The following is a 14,306-nucleotide window of genomic DNA, read 5'->3' as shown; positions in this document are numbered from 1 at the left end:
AGGCTATCCTTATGTAGCGCTGAATGTATCCTAATTGGGCCTCGTTGCCCTGCCCCACCACACATGTATTAAGAGGACAGATGAAACTCACTCATCAGACACCCCGCCGTACCCGCTCCCGCTTCCTGCTTACCGGTAGTGCAACAGCAATGATGCTCGGTGCGCTTCTGGTTGCTCCTATCACCTCAGCAGAGAGCGCATTTGCAAATGATCCTGCTCAGAACTGCACCTTCCGAGCGTTTAACGTTGCCTCAACCCAGTACCAGGGCCTGCCCGGGCAGTACCAGCTGGGGTACTCAGCGGCAAACGATACCCTGTGGGTTACAGGTTCCAGCGGGCGTCCGCCTATCATGACCTCAACCCTTGCAAAGGTTGACCCGGCAACCATGCAAATTACCCACACTGTCGGTCTAAACACTGCCAGCTACTCACCCCGTGGCTGGGAAGGGGAAAACCCTGCTGGATTCCAGATCGCGGGTGCCTACGGCGTTGGAGTAGATGACGTCAACGGCACCGTGTGGGTCACTAATACCCGCACTAACAGTGTGACGGCCTTTGACCAGACCACCATGAAGCAGGTCTTTACGACCTTGGGGCTTCCTGAGGGCCAGGCCATCACAACCGCCCATCCGCGCGAAGTGCGGGCCTCACAGGGCAAAGTCTTCATCGGAACCCAGGGGGCTATCGTCGTTCTAGATGGCGCCACCTACCAGCATCTTGCAACCATTCCCGTCAGTGATACTTCTGGCCGGGCCGCAAGCGTCATGAATTTCGCCCTGGATGATGAAGCAGGCCTAGGCTATTTCCCTGTCTTTGGCACCCCTAAGCTGGTTGTTGTCGACCTCAATACGCTTACTGTCGTCAATGAATTTGCCCTGCAGGGTAACGACGCCAGTGCAAACCTTGTCGCATCAGATGTCACCTTTGATCGCTCACTCAACGAACTCTATGTATCAAGCCAGGGATCCAAGGGCGTCAACGCAGGCGTTGGGGTCTACGATAAGACCACCGGTGCCTTCAAGAACTGGATCAATTTTGGGACCCAGGGGCTTTCCATCGACGCTGACGAAGCCCGAGACCTGGTCTATGCAACCGACCTAGCCACCGGCTCCTACTATGTCATCGACGGGCAAACTGACCGAATTGCCAGCACCGTAACACGTACCGTCGGCGAAGGCATGGGGGCAAACGACGTTGTTGTAACCCCCCACGGTGTTATCGGTCTTGAGCGCGGAACCGCCTTTACCGGTGTGGAAGTACCTTTTACCCTTGACTACAAGACCGGCAAATACGTTACTGCCTCAACTGAAATCAAGGGCCTGCGGAATGTTGCTGCAGAGGGACAACCTGCCGACTGGCAGGAGGTTGAAGCTACACCCATCAACGCTCATGCCATGACAAAGTTCGTAGTTACCGACAATGGCACAGTGGCAGGTCAGGCGGTTACACCGGCTGAAGCAATCAATAGTTTTGAAGGCTCCAGCGCTGATGGGGCAAAGCTGGTTGTTACAAACGTTTCTGAAAATGGCCAGATGACCCTCACTGGAACCGGATTCACCCACCCCTCCGGTGGTGGCTCAGTATTGGGTCTTCTGTATGACGACAGGGCAACCCAGATGAACGATGGTGAGGGCAACGTCGTTCGTACTATTGAAGCTGAAGCGCAAGGCAAATTCTCTGTCACCCTGCCTGTGCCCACCGCGGAGAACTCCAACAACGCCTGGTTGGCTGGATCAACCCATAGGGTGCGAGTGCTCACCGGTAGCCTGAAGGACGGGGACCAGCCACGAAGCATCCCCGTGGAGGTCACTGTTGCTCCGGCTCCTCAGACCACTTGTGGAGCTCCCCAAGCCACCACAGTTGCTTCAACACTGGCAGCTTTTGCCGGCTACGGAACCTTCGTAGACTCAGCTGTAGGTATTGAGCCTACCCCGGCACCTAGCGTTGAGCCTACCCCGGCACCTAGCGTTGAGCCTACCCCGGTGCCTAGTGTTGAGCCCACCCAGGCACCTAGCGTTGAGCCAACTGCTGCTCCCAGCGTTGAGCCAACAGTTGCTCCCAGCGCTGAGCCGTCTGTTCAGCCCACCGAAGGGTCTACGGCTTCACCCAGCACAGAACCGACCGGTGCCCCCAACCCTGACCCCAGCTCTGCACCCAGCGCAGAAGCAACAGGGCAGGCTGGCAATGGTTCAGCAGGCTCACAGCAGCAGGCGGCAGGAGCTAACCAGAGTGCCAGTGGTGCAACTAGCTCTCAGGTGGGAGCATCCACCCAGCAGACAGGTAAGCAGGCCAGCGGTGGCAGCCTGGCTCAGACCGGCGCTTCGGTTGCTGCACTAGCAGGAATCGGTGCCCTTGCACTGGTTGCAGGCTGGGTGGTATTCGTCGCTCGCCGTCGCGCTTCCTAAGTTGTAGCACGGTAGACGGTACAACATCACTCAGTAGTAACTCCACACGTTAGCTCAGGGTGGGGAGTCTCCAACGGGAGGCTCCCCACCCTGAGGCATTTACGAGGATGCAAGATGTGTTGAAAACAACGTGCTGCTAGGACTCTTTGTAGGGAAGGTCTCTTTTCTAAGTGCTGATCAACTGGTAGAGTTTTGATTCTGTGTGGTTCTCTATGCCCACACAACCACGGTTCTTACCGTGCCACAACATAATGCCGCTACCTGGCGGGGTTCGCCCGCTCACGCGGGTCTAGATGTTCGTTGGCATGGCTAGAGCCCAGGCGTGTCCGCCAACTCTCTATCCTTTTCAAGCGATGAGAGACCGGCGCGTCAACATCCCGTAGAAATGTTCCGCAAGGCTGGCTCGCACTATACGCGTGTCGGAACCGGCGAGACGACAGGAGAAATATGATTCAGCAGGAGTCACGACTCAAGGTTGCTGACAACACCGGTGCGAAGGAAATCCTGACCATCCGTGTTCTCGGTGGCTCAAAGCGTCGTTACGCAGGCATTGGCGACATCATCGTCGCAACCGTCAAGGATGCAATCCCCGGCGGTACCGTCAAGAAGGGCGACGTCGTCAAGGCGGTAGTCGTCCGCACCAAGAAGGAAGTTCGTCGTCCCGACGGCTCCTACATCAAGTTCGACGAGAACTCAGCAGTTATTCTCAAGAACACCGATGGTGACCCCCGTGGCACCCGTATCTTCGGACCTGTTGGCCGCGAACTGCGCGACAAGAAGTTCATGAAGATCATTTCACTTGCTCCGGAGGTGCTCTAACTCATGGCTAAGATCAAGTCTGGCGACCTGGTACAGGTCATTTCAGGTGCAGATAAGGGTAAGCAGGGCAAGGTTCTTAAGGTATTCCCTAAGACCCAGCGCGTGCTGGTAGAAGGCGTCAAGATCGTCACCAAGCACAACAAGGCAAACCCCATGACCGGCGAAGCCGGCGGCATCGAAAAGGTTGAGGCACCGATTCACGTTTCAAACGTTGCAATCGTTGATCCCGAGACCAAGAAGCCGACCCGCGTTGGTTACCGCCTCGAGACCGTAGAGCGCAATGGCAAGGAACGCACCATCCGCGTGCGCGTTGCCAAGAGCTCGGGTAAGGACATCTAATGACCGAAGCAAAGATTACCCCTCGTTTCAAGACTAAGTTCAACGAAGTAGTCACCCCCGCCCTGCAGGAAGAGTTCAAGTACGAGAACGTCATGCAGTCACCGAAGATCGTTAAGGTCGTCGTGAACATGGGTGTTGGTGAAGCTGCTAAGGACGCGAAGCTCATGGATGGTGCTATCCGCGACCTCACCGCTATCACCGGTCAGAAGCCTCTCGTTACCCGCGCGAAGAAGTCCATCGCACAGTTCAAGCTGCGTGAAGGTCAGCCCATTGGCGCACACGTCACCCTCCGTGGCGATCGCATGTGGGAATTCCTCGACCGCCTCGTCACCCTGGCCCTTCCCCGTATCCGCGACTTCCGCGGCCTCTCGGATCGCCAGTTCGACGGTAACGGTAACTACACCTTCGGTCTGACCGAACAGTCCATGTTCCACGAAATCGATCAGGACTCCATCGATCGCGTTCGCGGTATGGACATCACCGTGGTTACCACCGCAAAGACCGACGATGAAGGCCGTGCGCTTCTGAAGGCACTCGGCTTCCCCTTCAAGACCCAGTAACGACTACGTTATAGGTCCGCACCGCATCTAGGTGAGGAAACCATAACGAGGAAGGGCTCAGCCCACCATGACTATGACAGATCCTGTCGCAGATATGCTGACCCGTTTGCGCAACGCAAACTCAGCACATCACGACACCGTGTCAATGCCTTACTCCAAGCTTAAGGCTCGTATCGCCGAGATCCTCAAGGCTGAAGGCTACATCGCCGACTTCAAGGAAGAGGAAGCAAAGGTCGGTAAGACCCTGACCCTCGAACTCAAGTTCGGCCCCTCCCGTGAGCGCTCCATTGTAGGCGTTCGCCGCATTTCCAAGCCGGGTCTGCGTGTTTACGCAAAGTCCACCAACCTGCCCCAGGTTCACGGTGGCCTCGGCATCGCAATCCTGTCAACCTCTTCAGGTCTGCTCACTGACAAGCAGGCTGCGAAGAAGGGTGTTGGCGGCGAAGTCGTCGCTTACATCTGGTAGTCGGTAAGAAGAGAAAGGAAGAAGAATGTCACGTATTGGACGTCTCCCCATCTCGGTTCCTGCCGGCGTTGAGGTAAAGATTGATGGCAACCTGGTTGCCGTAAAGGGTGCAAAGGGCGAGCTGACTCATGAAGTTGCAGCTCCCATCGCTGTTGCACTCGAAGACGGTGTTATCACCGTAACCCGCCCGAACGATGAGCGTGCATCACGTTCACTGCACGGTCTGACCCGCACCCTGATCCAGAACATGATCATCGGTGTTACCGAGGGCTACTCCAAGAAGCTCGAAATCGTTGGTACCGGTTACCGTGTAACCGCTAAGGGTTCCGACCTCGAGTTCGCACTTGGCTACTCACACCCCATCACCATCGAAGCACCTGCGGGTATCACCTTCGCTGTTGAGGGCGCTAACAAGCTGACCGTTTCCGGTATCAGCAAGCAGCAGGTGGGCCAGGTTGCAGCTAACATCCGCGGTCTGCGCAAGCCTGATCCCTACAAGGGCAAGGGCGTTCGCTACGAAGGCGAGCAGATCCGTCGCAAGGTCGGAAAGGCTGGTAAGTAACAATGGCTGTAAAGACTAAGTCAGCACAGCGCGCACGTCGTCACGCACGCGTCCGCAAGTACGTTTCAGGCACCGCAGCACGCCCCCGCCTGTCTGTCACCCGCTCAGCTCGTCACATGTTCGTTCAGGTCATTGACGACACCAAGGGCCTGACCCTCGCATACGCTTCCACCATGGAAGCTGAACTGCGCGGTGCAGAACTGGACAAGACTGCTAAGGCAAAGCGCGTCGGCGAACTCGTTGCCGAACGTGCCAAGGCTGCAGGCATCGAAGCTGTTGTCTTCGACCGCGGTGGTAACAAGTACCACGGCCGTGTCGCAGCAGTAGCTGAAGGCGCACGCGAAGGAGGTCTGGCACTCTAATGAGCGAGCAGACTGTAAACGAAAAGGAAACTCAGGTGACTGAAGCAACCGCAGAAGCTACCGCTGAAACTTCCGAGAAGCGCGAAGCCCGCCGCAACGAGCGTGGCGAACGTCGCGGTAACCGCGGCGAGCGTCGCAACAACCGCGGCCGCGAAGAAGAGAAGGACAAGTTCATCGAGCGCGTTGTCACCATCAACCGCGTCTCCAAGGTCGTCAAGGGTGGTCGTCGCTTCAGCTTCACCGCACTCGTCGTTGTTGGTGACGGTAACGGTATGGTTGGCGTCGGCTACGGTAAGGCTAAGGAAGTTCCTGCCGCCATCTCAAAGGGTGTTGAAGAAGCTAAGAAGAACTTCTTCCGCGTACCCCGCATTGAAGGCCGCACCATTCCTCACCGCGTTCAGGGTGAAGCTGCTGCAGGCGTAGTTATGCTGCGTCCCGCAACCGCTGGTACCGGTGTTATCGCTGGTGGTCCCGTCCGCGCCGTACTTGAAGCAGCAGGCATCCACGATGTTCTGTCCAAGTCACTCGGTTCATCCAACCAGATCAACATTGTCCACGCGACCATCGAGGCCCTGCGTCAGCTCGAAGAGCCTGTAGCAGTTGCTGCCCGCCGTGGTCTGCCCCAGGACGAGGTTATCCCCGGCTTCCTGCGTGGCGCTAAGTCTGAAAAGGCAGGTGCGTAATGACCGGTAAGCGTATTAAGCCCAGCGACGCTAAGCTGGAAATCACCCAGATCAAGTCCTACGTCGGTGAAAAGCAGAACATGCGCGACACCCTCCGTTCCTTGGGCCTCAAGCGCCCCGGTAACAAGGTTGTTCGCACCGCTGACGCCGTCACCTGTGGCATGGTCAACACCGTAGCTCACCTGGTTCAGGTTGAGGAGGTCAAGTAAAGATGGCAAACAACGACGCTATCAAGATTCACGATCTGCGCCCGGCTCCGGGTGCCCACAAGGCTAAGACCCGCGTAGGCCGCGGTGAAGGCTCAAAGGGTAAGACCGCAGGTCGCGGTACCAAGGGTACCAAGGCTCGTTACCAGGTTCGCGCCGGTTTCGAAGGTGGCCAGCTTCCGCTGCACATGCGCCTTCCCAAGCTGCGCGGCTTCAAGAACCCCTTCCGCACCGAGTACCAGGTTGTTAACCTGGACCGTATCGCGGAGCTCTTCCCCGGCGGCGGCGACATCACCGTTGACGCCCTGGTTGCAGCTGGCGCAGTTCGCAAGAACGAACTCGTCAAGGTTCTGGGTACCGGCGAAATCTCAGCAGCCTACAACGTAACTGTTGACAAGGTTTCTGAGTCAGCTAAGGCCAAGATTGAGGCTGCTGGCGGTTCTGTAACCGTCAAGTAAGTTTCCAGTCACCTCGTGACTGAACTATAGAGCCCCTCCCACACACGTGGGAGGGGCTCTTTCCTATCTCTGCGCGAAAACCAACCGACTGGGCTGGGGGAGTAAGGGGCCTGCCTGGGCTGATCACGGGCACAATAATTACGCTATAAAGCTACGTCACGCTATATGAAGTCCCAAACAAAACCATTTAGGGATAAACTTAAGAAGATTGTGTAAAAAAGACCGGGTGCATCTTTAGATAGAACCCGGCAGAACCAGAGATTTTCTCTGCTAGGAGGACAAGTGCTGAGCGCTTTAAGCCGGGCTTTCAAAACGCCTGATTTGCGTCAAAAGTTGCTGTTCACCCTTGCAATTATCGTGATTTACCGTGTGGGTGTTTTCATCCCCGCACCTGGCGTTTCATACGGCAACGTTCAACAGTGTCTGTCAACCATCACCGCAACCGGTGGCGTCTACGACATGATTAACCTGTTCAGCGGTGGCGCTCTACTCCAGCTATCGATTTTTGCACTCGGTGTAATGCCCTACATTACTGCGAGCATTATCGTGCAGTTGCTCCGCGTGGTCATTCCCCGCTTCCAGCAGCTCCACGAAGAAGGCGCCCAGGGCCAGACCAAGCTGACCCAGTACACCCGTTACCTCACCATTGTGCTTGCTTTGCTGAACGCTACCACTATCGTCTCACTAGCTCGCTCTGGTCTGTTGCTTCAGGGCTGTACCCTTCCGGTCATTCCCAATGACGGTGTCTGGAATATCCTGCTCATCATCATTGCTCTGACCGCTGGAACCGGTGTTGTCATGTGGCTGGGCGAACAGATCACCGAAAAGGGCGTCGGCAACGGTATGTCCCTGCTGATCTTCACCTCCATCGCCGCATCCTTCCCCGGTGCCTTTGGCTCCATCCTGCAGACCCAGGGCTGGGGTATCTTCTCAGCAGTAATGGTGGTTGGTCTACTCCTGATCGTAGCCGTCGTTTTTGTTGAACAGTCCCAGCGCCGCATCCCCGTTCAGTACGCTAAGCGGACCATCGGTCGTCGAACCATCGGTGGCACCTCCACCTACCTTCCGCTGAAGGTTAACATGGCCGGCGTTATCCCGATCATCTTCGCATCCTCCATGCTGATGGTGCCCGGTCTTATCGCCCAGTTCAACACCCCCTCAGACGGTACCCCGCCTGCAGCCTGGGTGAACTGGATCAACACCTACCTGGTACGTGGCGATCACCCCCTCTACATGGCTCTCTACTTCCTCATGATCCTGGGCTTTGCCTACTTCTACGTCTCCATCACCTTCAATACTGAAGAAGTTGCAGGCAATATGAAGAAGTACGGCGGCTTCATCCCCGGCATCCGGGCGGGCCGTCCCACCCAGGAATACCTGAGCTACGTTCTGAACCGAATCACTCTACCCGGTGCAATCTACGTTGCAGTGCTTGCCCTGCTGCCCCTCATTGCCCTGGTACTGTTCAACGTCAACCAGAACTTCCCGCTCGGCGGTGCTTCACTGCTGATCGTGATCGGCGTTGGCCTTGATACCGTCAAGCAAATCGACGCCCAGCTGCAACAACGAAACTACGAAGGACTACTGCGATGAACCGTCTTCTCATCATCGGCCCCCCTGGTGCAGGTAAAGGTACCCAGGCGGTCAAGATTGCTGAAAAGCTGAATATCCCCGCTATCTCCACCGGTGATATTTTCCGTAAGAACATCAAGGAAGAAACCGAGCTCGGCAAGGAAGCTAAGTCCTACATCGACTCCGGCAACCTGGTGCCCGACTCAGTCACCAACCGTATGGTTCGCGCCCGCCTTGCCGAGGACGACACTGCCAACGGCTTCCTTCTGGACGGCTACCCCCGTAACACCGCGCAGGTTGCTGAACTGGACTCCATCCTCGAAGACATGGGCCAGGAAATCGGCCAGGTACTTCTGCTGGTTGCAGACAACGATGAGCTGGTAGAACGCCTCCTGAGCCGCGCAGCTAAGGAAGGCCGTTCCGATGACAATGAAGAGGTTATCCGCCACCGTCTGAAGGTCTACGAAGAAGAGACTGCGCCCCTCGTCGCTATCTACACCGAACGAGGTCTGGTTGCCCAGATTGACGGTCTCGGCGAGATCGACGAAGTAACCGCTCGAATTATGGACGCTCTCAAGTAAAGAGCCCATGCTTGTGCCCCCGGTCATTGCGGGGGCACAGGTTTTTAAAGCAGACTAGTGTAGTTTGCACAGAAATTCTGATTGGCCCAGGAAGGGGCACCATGCGCCGCATTGAATACAAGACCGACCGGCAACTAGCCCAGATGGCACGAGCTGGAGTCATCACCTCCCGCGCACTCGACGCAGCTGTAGCAGCTGCCGCCCCTGGCGTCACCACAGCCGAACTCGATACCGTCTTCCGCCAGGTCCTCGCCGAGAACGGAGCAGGCTCAAACTTCCTGGGCTATTACGATTACCCGGCCACCATCTGCACCTCAGTCAACGACGAGGTCGTCCATGGAATCCCCGGATCCCGCAAACTGCAAGAAGGAGATATCATCTCCATCGACGGCGGTGCCACCATCCAGGACGAACGTGGCGTAACCTGGCACGGCGACTCAGCCCGCACCGTCCTCATCGGGGAAGTATCCCAAGCACGTCGGGAACTATCAGAAATCACCCGAGCTGCCCTCTGGCACGGTATCGCCGCCCTCGCAACCGCAAAGAAGGTAGGCGAGATCGGTTTTGCCATCGAAAACTTCGTTCGAGAAGAAACCGGCGATACCTACGGCATTATTGAAGACTTCGTTGGCCACGGCATTGGCACCTCCATGCACATGGCCCCCGACGTCCTCAACTACGCAGCCCGGGACCTCGGCCCCCGCATCAAAAAAGGAATGGCACTGGCCATCGAACCCATGCTCGTAACCGGAGGAATCGAAACTGTCACCCTCGAGGACGATTGGACCATCAAAACCGTCGATGGGGGAGACGCCTGCCAGTGGGAACACTCCGTCTGCGTCCACTCAGAAGGAATCTGGGTACTCACCGCTGAGGACGGCGGTGCCTCCGAACTCTCCAAACTCGGCGTCACCGTCAAACCCATTCCCGCTTAAACAAGGGAACCCAACCTACCGCGTCCGCCCCGCATCGCACCGAAAGCACCAAGCATGACCGAAACCACCAGCGTCCCCCTGGAAATCTCCAGTACCCGCCCCGAACCCGGCCAGATCATCCTCAAAGCCCCCCGCCGTGGCAAACCCCCGCGCCACATCGCAGACTTTGACATGGCTGGCCGCCGTGCCTTCCTCGAAGAACTAGGCTACAAGCCCTTCCGCGCAGCCCAGCTCTCCAAACACTACTTCGAACGTCTCGTCAACGACCCCGCCCAGATGACTGACCTGCCCGCAGCAGAACGCGACAAGATGGTTGCCGACGCCATGCCCCAGCTGCTCACCACCGTCCGCACCCTTGAAGCAGACGGCGGCGACACCCTCAAAGTCGTCCACAGGCTCTTCGACGGTGCCCTCGTCGAATCCGTCATCATGCGCTACGACAACCGCGTCACCATGTGCATCTCATCCCAGGCAGGCTGCGGCATGAATTGCCCCTTCTGCGCCACCGGCCAGCAGGGCCTCACCCGCAACCTCTCCACCGCCGAAATCGTCGAACAGGTCATCGCAGGGGCCCGCTACCTCAAAGACATGAAAGGCCTCGAACAGGCTGAAGGCGGCTCCGAAGATACCCGCCCCCTACGCGTCTCCAACATTGTCTTCATGGGCATGGGCGAAGCCCTCGCCAACTACAAGGCAACCATGGGCGCCGTCCACCGCCTTATCGACCCCGCCCCCGAAGGGCTCGGCATCTCAGCCCGCGGCATCACCATGTCAACCGTCGGCCTCGTCCCCGGCATCCGCAAATTCGAGCTCGAAAAACTCCCCATCACCCTAGCCCTCTCCCTCCACGCCCCCGACGACGAACTCCGCGACGAACTCATCCCCATCAACCAACGCTGGAAAGTCGACGAAACCCTCGACGCCGCCTACGACTACTACCGCACCACCGGCCGCCGAATCTCCATCGAATACGCCCTCATCCGCGACATTAACGACCAAGGCTGGCGGGCCGACCTCCTCGGCAAAAAACTAGCCCAACGCGGACGCGGCTGGGTCCACGTCAACCCCATCCCGCTCAACCCCACCCCCGGCTCCAAATGGACGGCCTCCCGCAAGGGCGTCGAACAAAACTTCGTCGAACGCCTCCGCGCCCACGGCATCCCCACCACCGTGCGCGACACACGCGGAAGCGACATCGACGGTGCCTGTGGCCAGCTAGCAGCCAAGGAAGACTAAGGCCTGGCCTTCGGCACCGACTCCAGCAAAAATTTATTTCCTCGCGCGCTCGGAATTTTTGCCTCCGTCCTGCGGCCAGCTGGCGGCTAAGGAAGACTAAACGAAATACGCAGGACAGGACGCTCCTTAGCCGACTAACCTTCTTGGCCTCGCGCCGGGGCGCTCGGCCAATTCATGCCAGCCCCAGCCAGTCGGCTGCCGGAGCGTCCTGCCCCTGCGCTTAAGCCCCGGATATTAATGTGAAGCTCGCTATGTTTTGCGAAAACCATTAACATTCCGGGGCTTTTGCCGTATATTAGATTGTTGGTTGTCTGTGCCATGCCCTTTTGAGGCAAGCGGACGGCACCCGGAAAACCGGGATAACGGCCGAAACAGATACAAACTACCAAGAGCAGCCAAGAAAAACTTGGATGCACGAAAGTAAAGCGGAGGATATGGCCAAGAAAGACGGCGTCATCGAGATTGAAGGTACCGTGGTCGAAGCACTGCCCAACGCATCATTCCGCGTTGAGCTAGATAACGGACACAAGGTACTTGCCCACATCTCAGGCAAGATGCGTCAGCACTACATTCGAATCCTGCCTGAGGACCGAGTAGTAGTCGAGCTCAGCCCCTACGACCTCTCACGCGGTCGTATCGTCTACCGCTACAAGTAAACACGAACCTAAACGTCGCCTACCAGCGGCGTTTAAACCGTGTAAAAGGGGTAAATAGTTCTCCCACCGGCTAGCCGGACACAGAACCTCTTACCCCGCCCGTCCAAAGCATTAGCTGAAACATCAACGCAAAGGAATGCGATGAAGGTCAAGCCGAGCGTTAAGCCGATCTGCGACAAGTGCAAAGTGATCCGCCGTCACGGTGTGGTCATGGTGATCTGCGAAAACCCGCGCCACAAGCAGCGCCAGGGCTAATCACTAGCCAACCGCTGACAAGACCACCCCCAGAAGGTGGCACAACAGAAAATGGCACCGCTCCTGCCACAAGCAGGATACCTCCGGGCACAGAGGCCGGGGACCGAAGAAAACTTCGGGCAGTGATGTCACAGACCTCTGCGAAAACAAGGAGAACGCCCCATGGCACGTCTCGCTGGAGTCGATATTCCCCGCGAAAAGCGCGTGGAAATTGCTCTTACTTACATCTACGGCGTGGGCAAGACCCGTGCAAAAGAAGCACTTGCTGCAACCGGTGTTGACCCCAACACCCGCGTCAAGGACCTTGACGACACCCAGCTCGTAGCTCTTCGTGACTTCATCGAAGGCAACTACAAGGTTGAAGGTGACCTTCGCCGCGAGGTTGCTGCCGACATCCGCCGCAAGGTCGAAATCGGTAGCTACCAGGGTCTGCGTCACCGCCGTGGCCTTCCCGTACACGGCCAGCGCACCAAGACCAACGCCCGTACCCGCAAGGGCCCGAAGCGTACCGTCGCAGGTAAGAAGAAGTAACCAGTGTTGTTCCAGTCTTGCCTATTAGCTAAGACCAACACTTCAACCAAAACTTTGTAGGAGAATCAAAAATGCCTCCCAAGACTCGCGCAGCGGCCAAGCGTACCGGCCGCCGCAAGGTTTCCAAGAACATTGTTGCCGGTCAGGCACACATCAAGTCAACCTTCAACAACACCATCGTTTCAATCACTGATCCCTCTGGTGCTGTTATTTCCTGGTCATCCGCCGGTGAAATGGGCTTCAAGGGTTCACGTAAGTCAACCCCCTACGCAGCTCAGATGGCCGCTGAAACCGCTGCAAAGCGCGCTCAGGAACACGGTGTCCGCAAGGTAGACGTTTTCGTCAAGGGCCCCGGTCCCGGCCGCGAAACCGCTATCCGTTCACTCCAGGCCACCGGCCTCGAAGTTGGCTCCATCCAGGACGTAACCCCCGTTGCCCACAACGGCTGCCGTCCTCCGAAGCGCCGCCACGTCTAAACCATCCTGTCTAGACGCGTCCCGAACCTCGGGCGACCAGCTACCTGCCGGTAGCAGGTCAATGAACAGACTGCTTCGTCTGCTTCCTCACTCGTTTTTCCCAACCTGTGAGCTCATATAGCGGATGCTCACCGAAAGGAAACATAGTGCTCATTGCACAGCGCCCCATCCTGCGTGAAGAACACGTATCGGAAAACCGTTCACGCTTCACCATCGAGCCCCTCGAACCCGGCTTCGGCTACACCCTGGGTAACTCCCTCCGTCGCACCCTTCTCTCATCCATCCCCGGTGCCGCTGTCACCAGCATCCGCATCGACGGTGTGCTGCACGAATTCAGCACCGTAGAAGGTGTAACCGAGGACGTCACCGAGATCATCTTGAACATCAAGAAGCTCTCCATCTCCTCCGAGAACGACGAACCCGTAGTTGCCTACCTGCGCAAGCAGGGCGAAGGTGAACTCACCGCAGCTGACATCGAGGTGCCCGCAGGCGTCGAGATCCACAACCCGGATCTCCACATCGCAACCCTCAACAACCGCGCAAACTTCAACGCAGAACTGACCATTGAACGTGGCCGTGGCTACGTCTCAGCAGCTCAGAACAAGTCAGGCGATGCAGAGATCGGCCGTATCCCGGTTGACTCCATCTACTCACCCGTTCTGAAGGTCACCTTCCGCGTAAGCGCAACCCGTGTTGAGCAGCGCACCGACTTCGACTCCCTTACCCTGGACGTCGAAACCAAGGAAGCAATTGCTCCCCGCGACGCAGTCGCATCAGCAGGCAACACCCTTGTTGAGCTCTTCGGCCTGGCCCGTGAACTCAACACCGCCGCTGAAGGTATCGAAGTTGGCCCGTCCCCCGCTGACGAGTCAATGGCCGCAGACCTGGCTCTGCCCATCGAAGACCTGGACATGACCGTCCGCTCCTACAACTGCCTCAAGCGCGAAGGCATCCACACCGTGGGTGAACTCGTGACCCGCAGCGAAGCAGACCTCATGGACATCCGCAACTTCGGTGCCAAGTCCATCGACGAAGTCAAGGCAAAGCTCACCGAACTCGGCCTGTCCCTCAAGGACTCACCCGCCGGAATGGACCTTTCAGCCCGCCTGCAGGACGACGACAGCTACGGTAGCGACTACTAAGACACCGGCAGTCAACGCAGCACAGCGTTACACCAGTCAAACATCTTTGGTTCCCCTGCCGT

General features: G+C 57.5%; 19 protein-coding genes. All 19 read left to right on the top strand.

Going from position 1 to position 14,306, the window contains the following annotated elements:
* Positions 1–80 precede the first annotated feature (80 nt).
* On the top strand, positions 81–2,405 hold the full coding sequence (locus L7A15_RS02750; RefSeq protein WP_237208096.1) for a YncE family protein: 2,325 nt from the start codon (positions 81–83) through the stop codon (positions 2,403–2,405).
* Between the two features lie 447 nt (positions 2,406–2,852).
* Positions 2,853–3,224, top strand: coding sequence for a 50S ribosomal protein L14 (gene rplN, locus L7A15_RS02745; protein ID WP_135013742.1), 372 nt, complete (start codon positions 2,853–2,855; stop codon positions 3,222–3,224).
* A 3-nt stretch (positions 3,225–3,227) separates the two neighbouring features.
* A complete protein-coding gene (gene rplX, locus L7A15_RS02740; RefSeq protein ID WP_237188190.1) occupies positions 3,228–3,563 on the top strand; it encodes a 50S ribosomal protein L24 in 336 nt (111 codons plus the stop codon).
* A complete protein-coding gene (gene rplE / locus L7A15_RS02735; protein WP_237208095.1) occupies positions 3,563–4,123 on the top strand; it encodes a 50S ribosomal protein L5 in 561 nt (186 codons plus the stop codon). Before rplX ends, rplE begins: the two co-directional genes overlap by 1 nt.
* 67 nt (positions 4,124–4,190) lie before the next feature.
* Positions 4,191–4,589, top strand: a complete 399-nt coding sequence (rpsH, locus tag L7A15_RS02730) for a 30S ribosomal protein S8 (protein ID WP_135013745.1) — start codon at positions 4,191–4,193, stop codon at positions 4,587–4,589.
* Between the two features lie 25 nt (positions 4,590–4,614).
* Positions 4,615–5,151: a 50S ribosomal protein L6 gene (rplF, locus tag L7A15_RS02725; RefSeq protein ID WP_237208094.1), complete on the top strand. Its 537-nt coding sequence runs from the start codon at positions 4,615–4,617 to the stop codon at positions 5,149–5,151.
* A 2-nt stretch (positions 5,152–5,153) separates the two neighbouring features.
* Positions 5,154–5,513: a 50S ribosomal protein L18 gene (rplR, locus tag L7A15_RS02720; protein ID WP_237208093.1), complete on the top strand. Its 360-nt coding sequence runs from the start codon at positions 5,154–5,156 to the stop codon at positions 5,511–5,513.
* Entirely contained in the window at positions 5,513–6,196 is a 684-nt protein-coding gene (gene rpsE, locus L7A15_RS02715) for a 30S ribosomal protein S5 (RefSeq protein WP_237208092.1), read from the top strand. Before rplR ends, rpsE begins: the two co-directional genes overlap by 1 nt.
* A complete protein-coding gene (gene rpmD, locus L7A15_RS02710) occupies positions 6,196–6,405 on the top strand; it encodes a 50S ribosomal protein L30 (RefSeq protein WP_237208091.1) in 210 nt (69 codons plus the stop codon). The genes rpsE and rpmD overlap by 1 nt, the downstream gene beginning before the upstream one ends.
* A gap of 2 nt (positions 6,406–6,407) precedes the next feature.
* The gene (gene rplO / locus L7A15_RS02705; protein WP_237188196.1) at positions 6,408–6,860 is read left to right on the top strand and encodes a 50S ribosomal protein L15; all 453 of its coding nucleotides are present in this window, start codon (positions 6,408–6,410) and stop codon (positions 6,858–6,860) included.
* A 282-nt stretch (positions 6,861–7,142) separates the two neighbouring features.
* The gene (gene secY, locus L7A15_RS02700; RefSeq protein WP_237188197.1) at positions 7,143–8,453 is read left to right on the top strand and encodes a preprotein translocase subunit SecY; all 1,311 of its coding nucleotides are present in this window, start codon (positions 7,143–7,145) and stop codon (positions 8,451–8,453) included.
* Positions 8,450–9,013, top strand: coding sequence for an adenylate kinase (locus L7A15_RS02695; protein ID WP_237188199.1), 564 nt, complete (start codon positions 8,450–8,452; stop codon positions 9,011–9,013). The genes secY and L7A15_RS02695 overlap by 4 nt, the downstream gene beginning before the upstream one ends.
* Positions 9,014–9,114: 101 nt before the next feature.
* Positions 9,115–9,948, top strand: a complete 834-nt coding sequence (gene map, locus L7A15_RS02690; protein WP_237208090.1) for a type I methionyl aminopeptidase — start codon at positions 9,115–9,117, stop codon at positions 9,946–9,948.
* A gap of 54 nt (positions 9,949–10,002) precedes the next feature.
* The gene (gene rlmN, locus L7A15_RS02685; RefSeq protein ID WP_237208089.1) at positions 10,003–11,184 is read left to right on the top strand and encodes a 23S rRNA (adenine(2503)-C(2))-methyltransferase RlmN; all 1,182 of its coding nucleotides are present in this window, start codon (positions 10,003–10,005) and stop codon (positions 11,182–11,184) included.
* A 434-nt stretch (positions 11,185–11,618) separates the two neighbouring features.
* Entirely contained in the window at positions 11,619–11,840 is a 222-nt protein-coding gene (gene infA, locus L7A15_RS02680) for a translation initiation factor IF-1 (protein ID WP_083090737.1), read from the top strand.
* A gap of 141 nt (positions 11,841–11,981) precedes the next feature.
* On the top strand, positions 11,982–12,095 hold the full coding sequence (rpmJ, locus tag L7A15_RS02675) for a 50S ribosomal protein L36 (RefSeq protein WP_004005257.1): 114 nt from the start codon (positions 11,982–11,984) through the stop codon (positions 12,093–12,095).
* A 162-nt stretch (positions 12,096–12,257) separates the two neighbouring features.
* Positions 12,258–12,626 carry a 30S ribosomal protein S13 gene (gene rpsM, locus L7A15_RS02670; protein WP_083090738.1) on the top strand — a complete coding sequence of 123 codons (369 nt, stop codon included), beginning with the start codon at positions 12,258–12,260 and terminating at the stop codon, positions 12,624–12,626.
* Between the two features lie 71 nt (positions 12,627–12,697).
* A complete protein-coding gene (gene rpsK, locus L7A15_RS02665) occupies positions 12,698–13,102 on the top strand; it encodes a 30S ribosomal protein S11 (protein WP_083090739.1) in 405 nt (134 codons plus the stop codon).
* Positions 13,103–13,248: 146 nt separating this feature from the next.
* Positions 13,249–14,244 carry a DNA-directed RNA polymerase subunit alpha gene (locus tag L7A15_RS02660; RefSeq protein ID WP_237188202.1) on the top strand — a complete coding sequence of 332 codons (996 nt, stop codon included), beginning with the start codon at positions 13,249–13,251 and terminating at the stop codon, positions 14,242–14,244.
* The last annotated feature ends 62 nt before the right edge of the window (positions 14,245–14,306 follow it).

Source organism: Rothia nasimurium (genome assembly GCF_928391935.1).
GTDB lineage: Bacteria > Actinomycetota > Actinomycetes > Actinomycetales > Micrococcaceae > Rothia > Rothia nasimurium_D.
The sequence above is the reverse complement of the archived record's forward strand: the minus strand, read 5'-3'. Positions and strand labels throughout refer to the sequence as shown.

Bases quoted from the DNA above. Each gene is read 5' to 3' on its own strand.
- infA (WP_083090737.1), top strand. From the start codon at position 11,619: ATGGCCAAGAAAGACGGCGTCATCGAGATTGAAGGTACCGTGGTCGAA.
- L7A15_RS02750 (WP_237208096.1), top strand. From the start codon at position 81: ATGAAACTCACTCATCAGACACCCCGCCGTACCCGCTCCCGCTTCCTG.
- rpmD (WP_237208091.1), top strand. From the start codon at position 6,196: ATGACCGGTAAGCGTATTAAGCCCAGCGACGCTAAGCTGGAAATCACC.
- rplO (WP_237188196.1), top strand. From the start codon at position 6,408: ATGGCAAACAACGACGCTATCAAGATTCACGATCTGCGCCCGGCTCCG.
- map (WP_237208090.1), top strand. From the start codon at position 9,115: ATGCGCCGCATTGAATACAAGACCGACCGGCAACTAGCCCAGATGGCA.
- rpmJ (WP_004005257.1), top strand. From the start codon at position 11,982: ATGAAGGTCAAGCCGAGCGTTAAGCCGATCTGCGACAAGTGCAAAGTG.
- rplE (WP_237208095.1), top strand. From the start codon at position 3,563: ATGACCGAAGCAAAGATTACCCCTCGTTTCAAGACTAAGTTCAACGAA.
- L7A15_RS02695 (WP_237188199.1), top strand. From the start codon at position 8,450: ATGAACCGTCTTCTCATCATCGGCCCCCCTGGTGCAGGTAAAGGTACC.
- rlmN (WP_237208089.1), top strand. From the start codon at position 10,003: ATGACCGAAACCACCAGCGTCCCCCTGGAAATCTCCAGTACCCGCCCC.
- rplX (WP_237188190.1), top strand. From the start codon at position 3,228: ATGGCTAAGATCAAGTCTGGCGACCTGGTACAGGTCATTTCAGGTGCA.
- rpsK (WP_083090739.1), top strand. From the start codon at position 12,698: ATGCCTCCCAAGACTCGCGCAGCGGCCAAGCGTACCGGCCGCCGCAAG.
- rplR (WP_237208093.1), top strand. From the start codon at position 5,154: ATGGCTGTAAAGACTAAGTCAGCACAGCGCGCACGTCGTCACGCACGC.
- rplF (WP_237208094.1), top strand. From the start codon at position 4,615: ATGTCACGTATTGGACGTCTCCCCATCTCGGTTCCTGCCGGCGTTGAG.
- rpsE (WP_237208092.1), top strand. From the start codon at position 5,513: ATGAGCGAGCAGACTGTAAACGAAAAGGAAACTCAGGTGACTGAAGCA.
- rpsM (WP_083090738.1), top strand. From the start codon at position 12,258: ATGGCACGTCTCGCTGGAGTCGATATTCCCCGCGAAAAGCGCGTGGAA.
- rplN (WP_135013742.1), top strand. From the start codon at position 2,853: ATGATTCAGCAGGAGTCACGACTCAAGGTTGCTGACAACACCGGTGCG.
- rpsH (WP_135013745.1), top strand. From the start codon at position 4,191: ATGACTATGACAGATCCTGTCGCAGATATGCTGACCCGTTTGCGCAAC.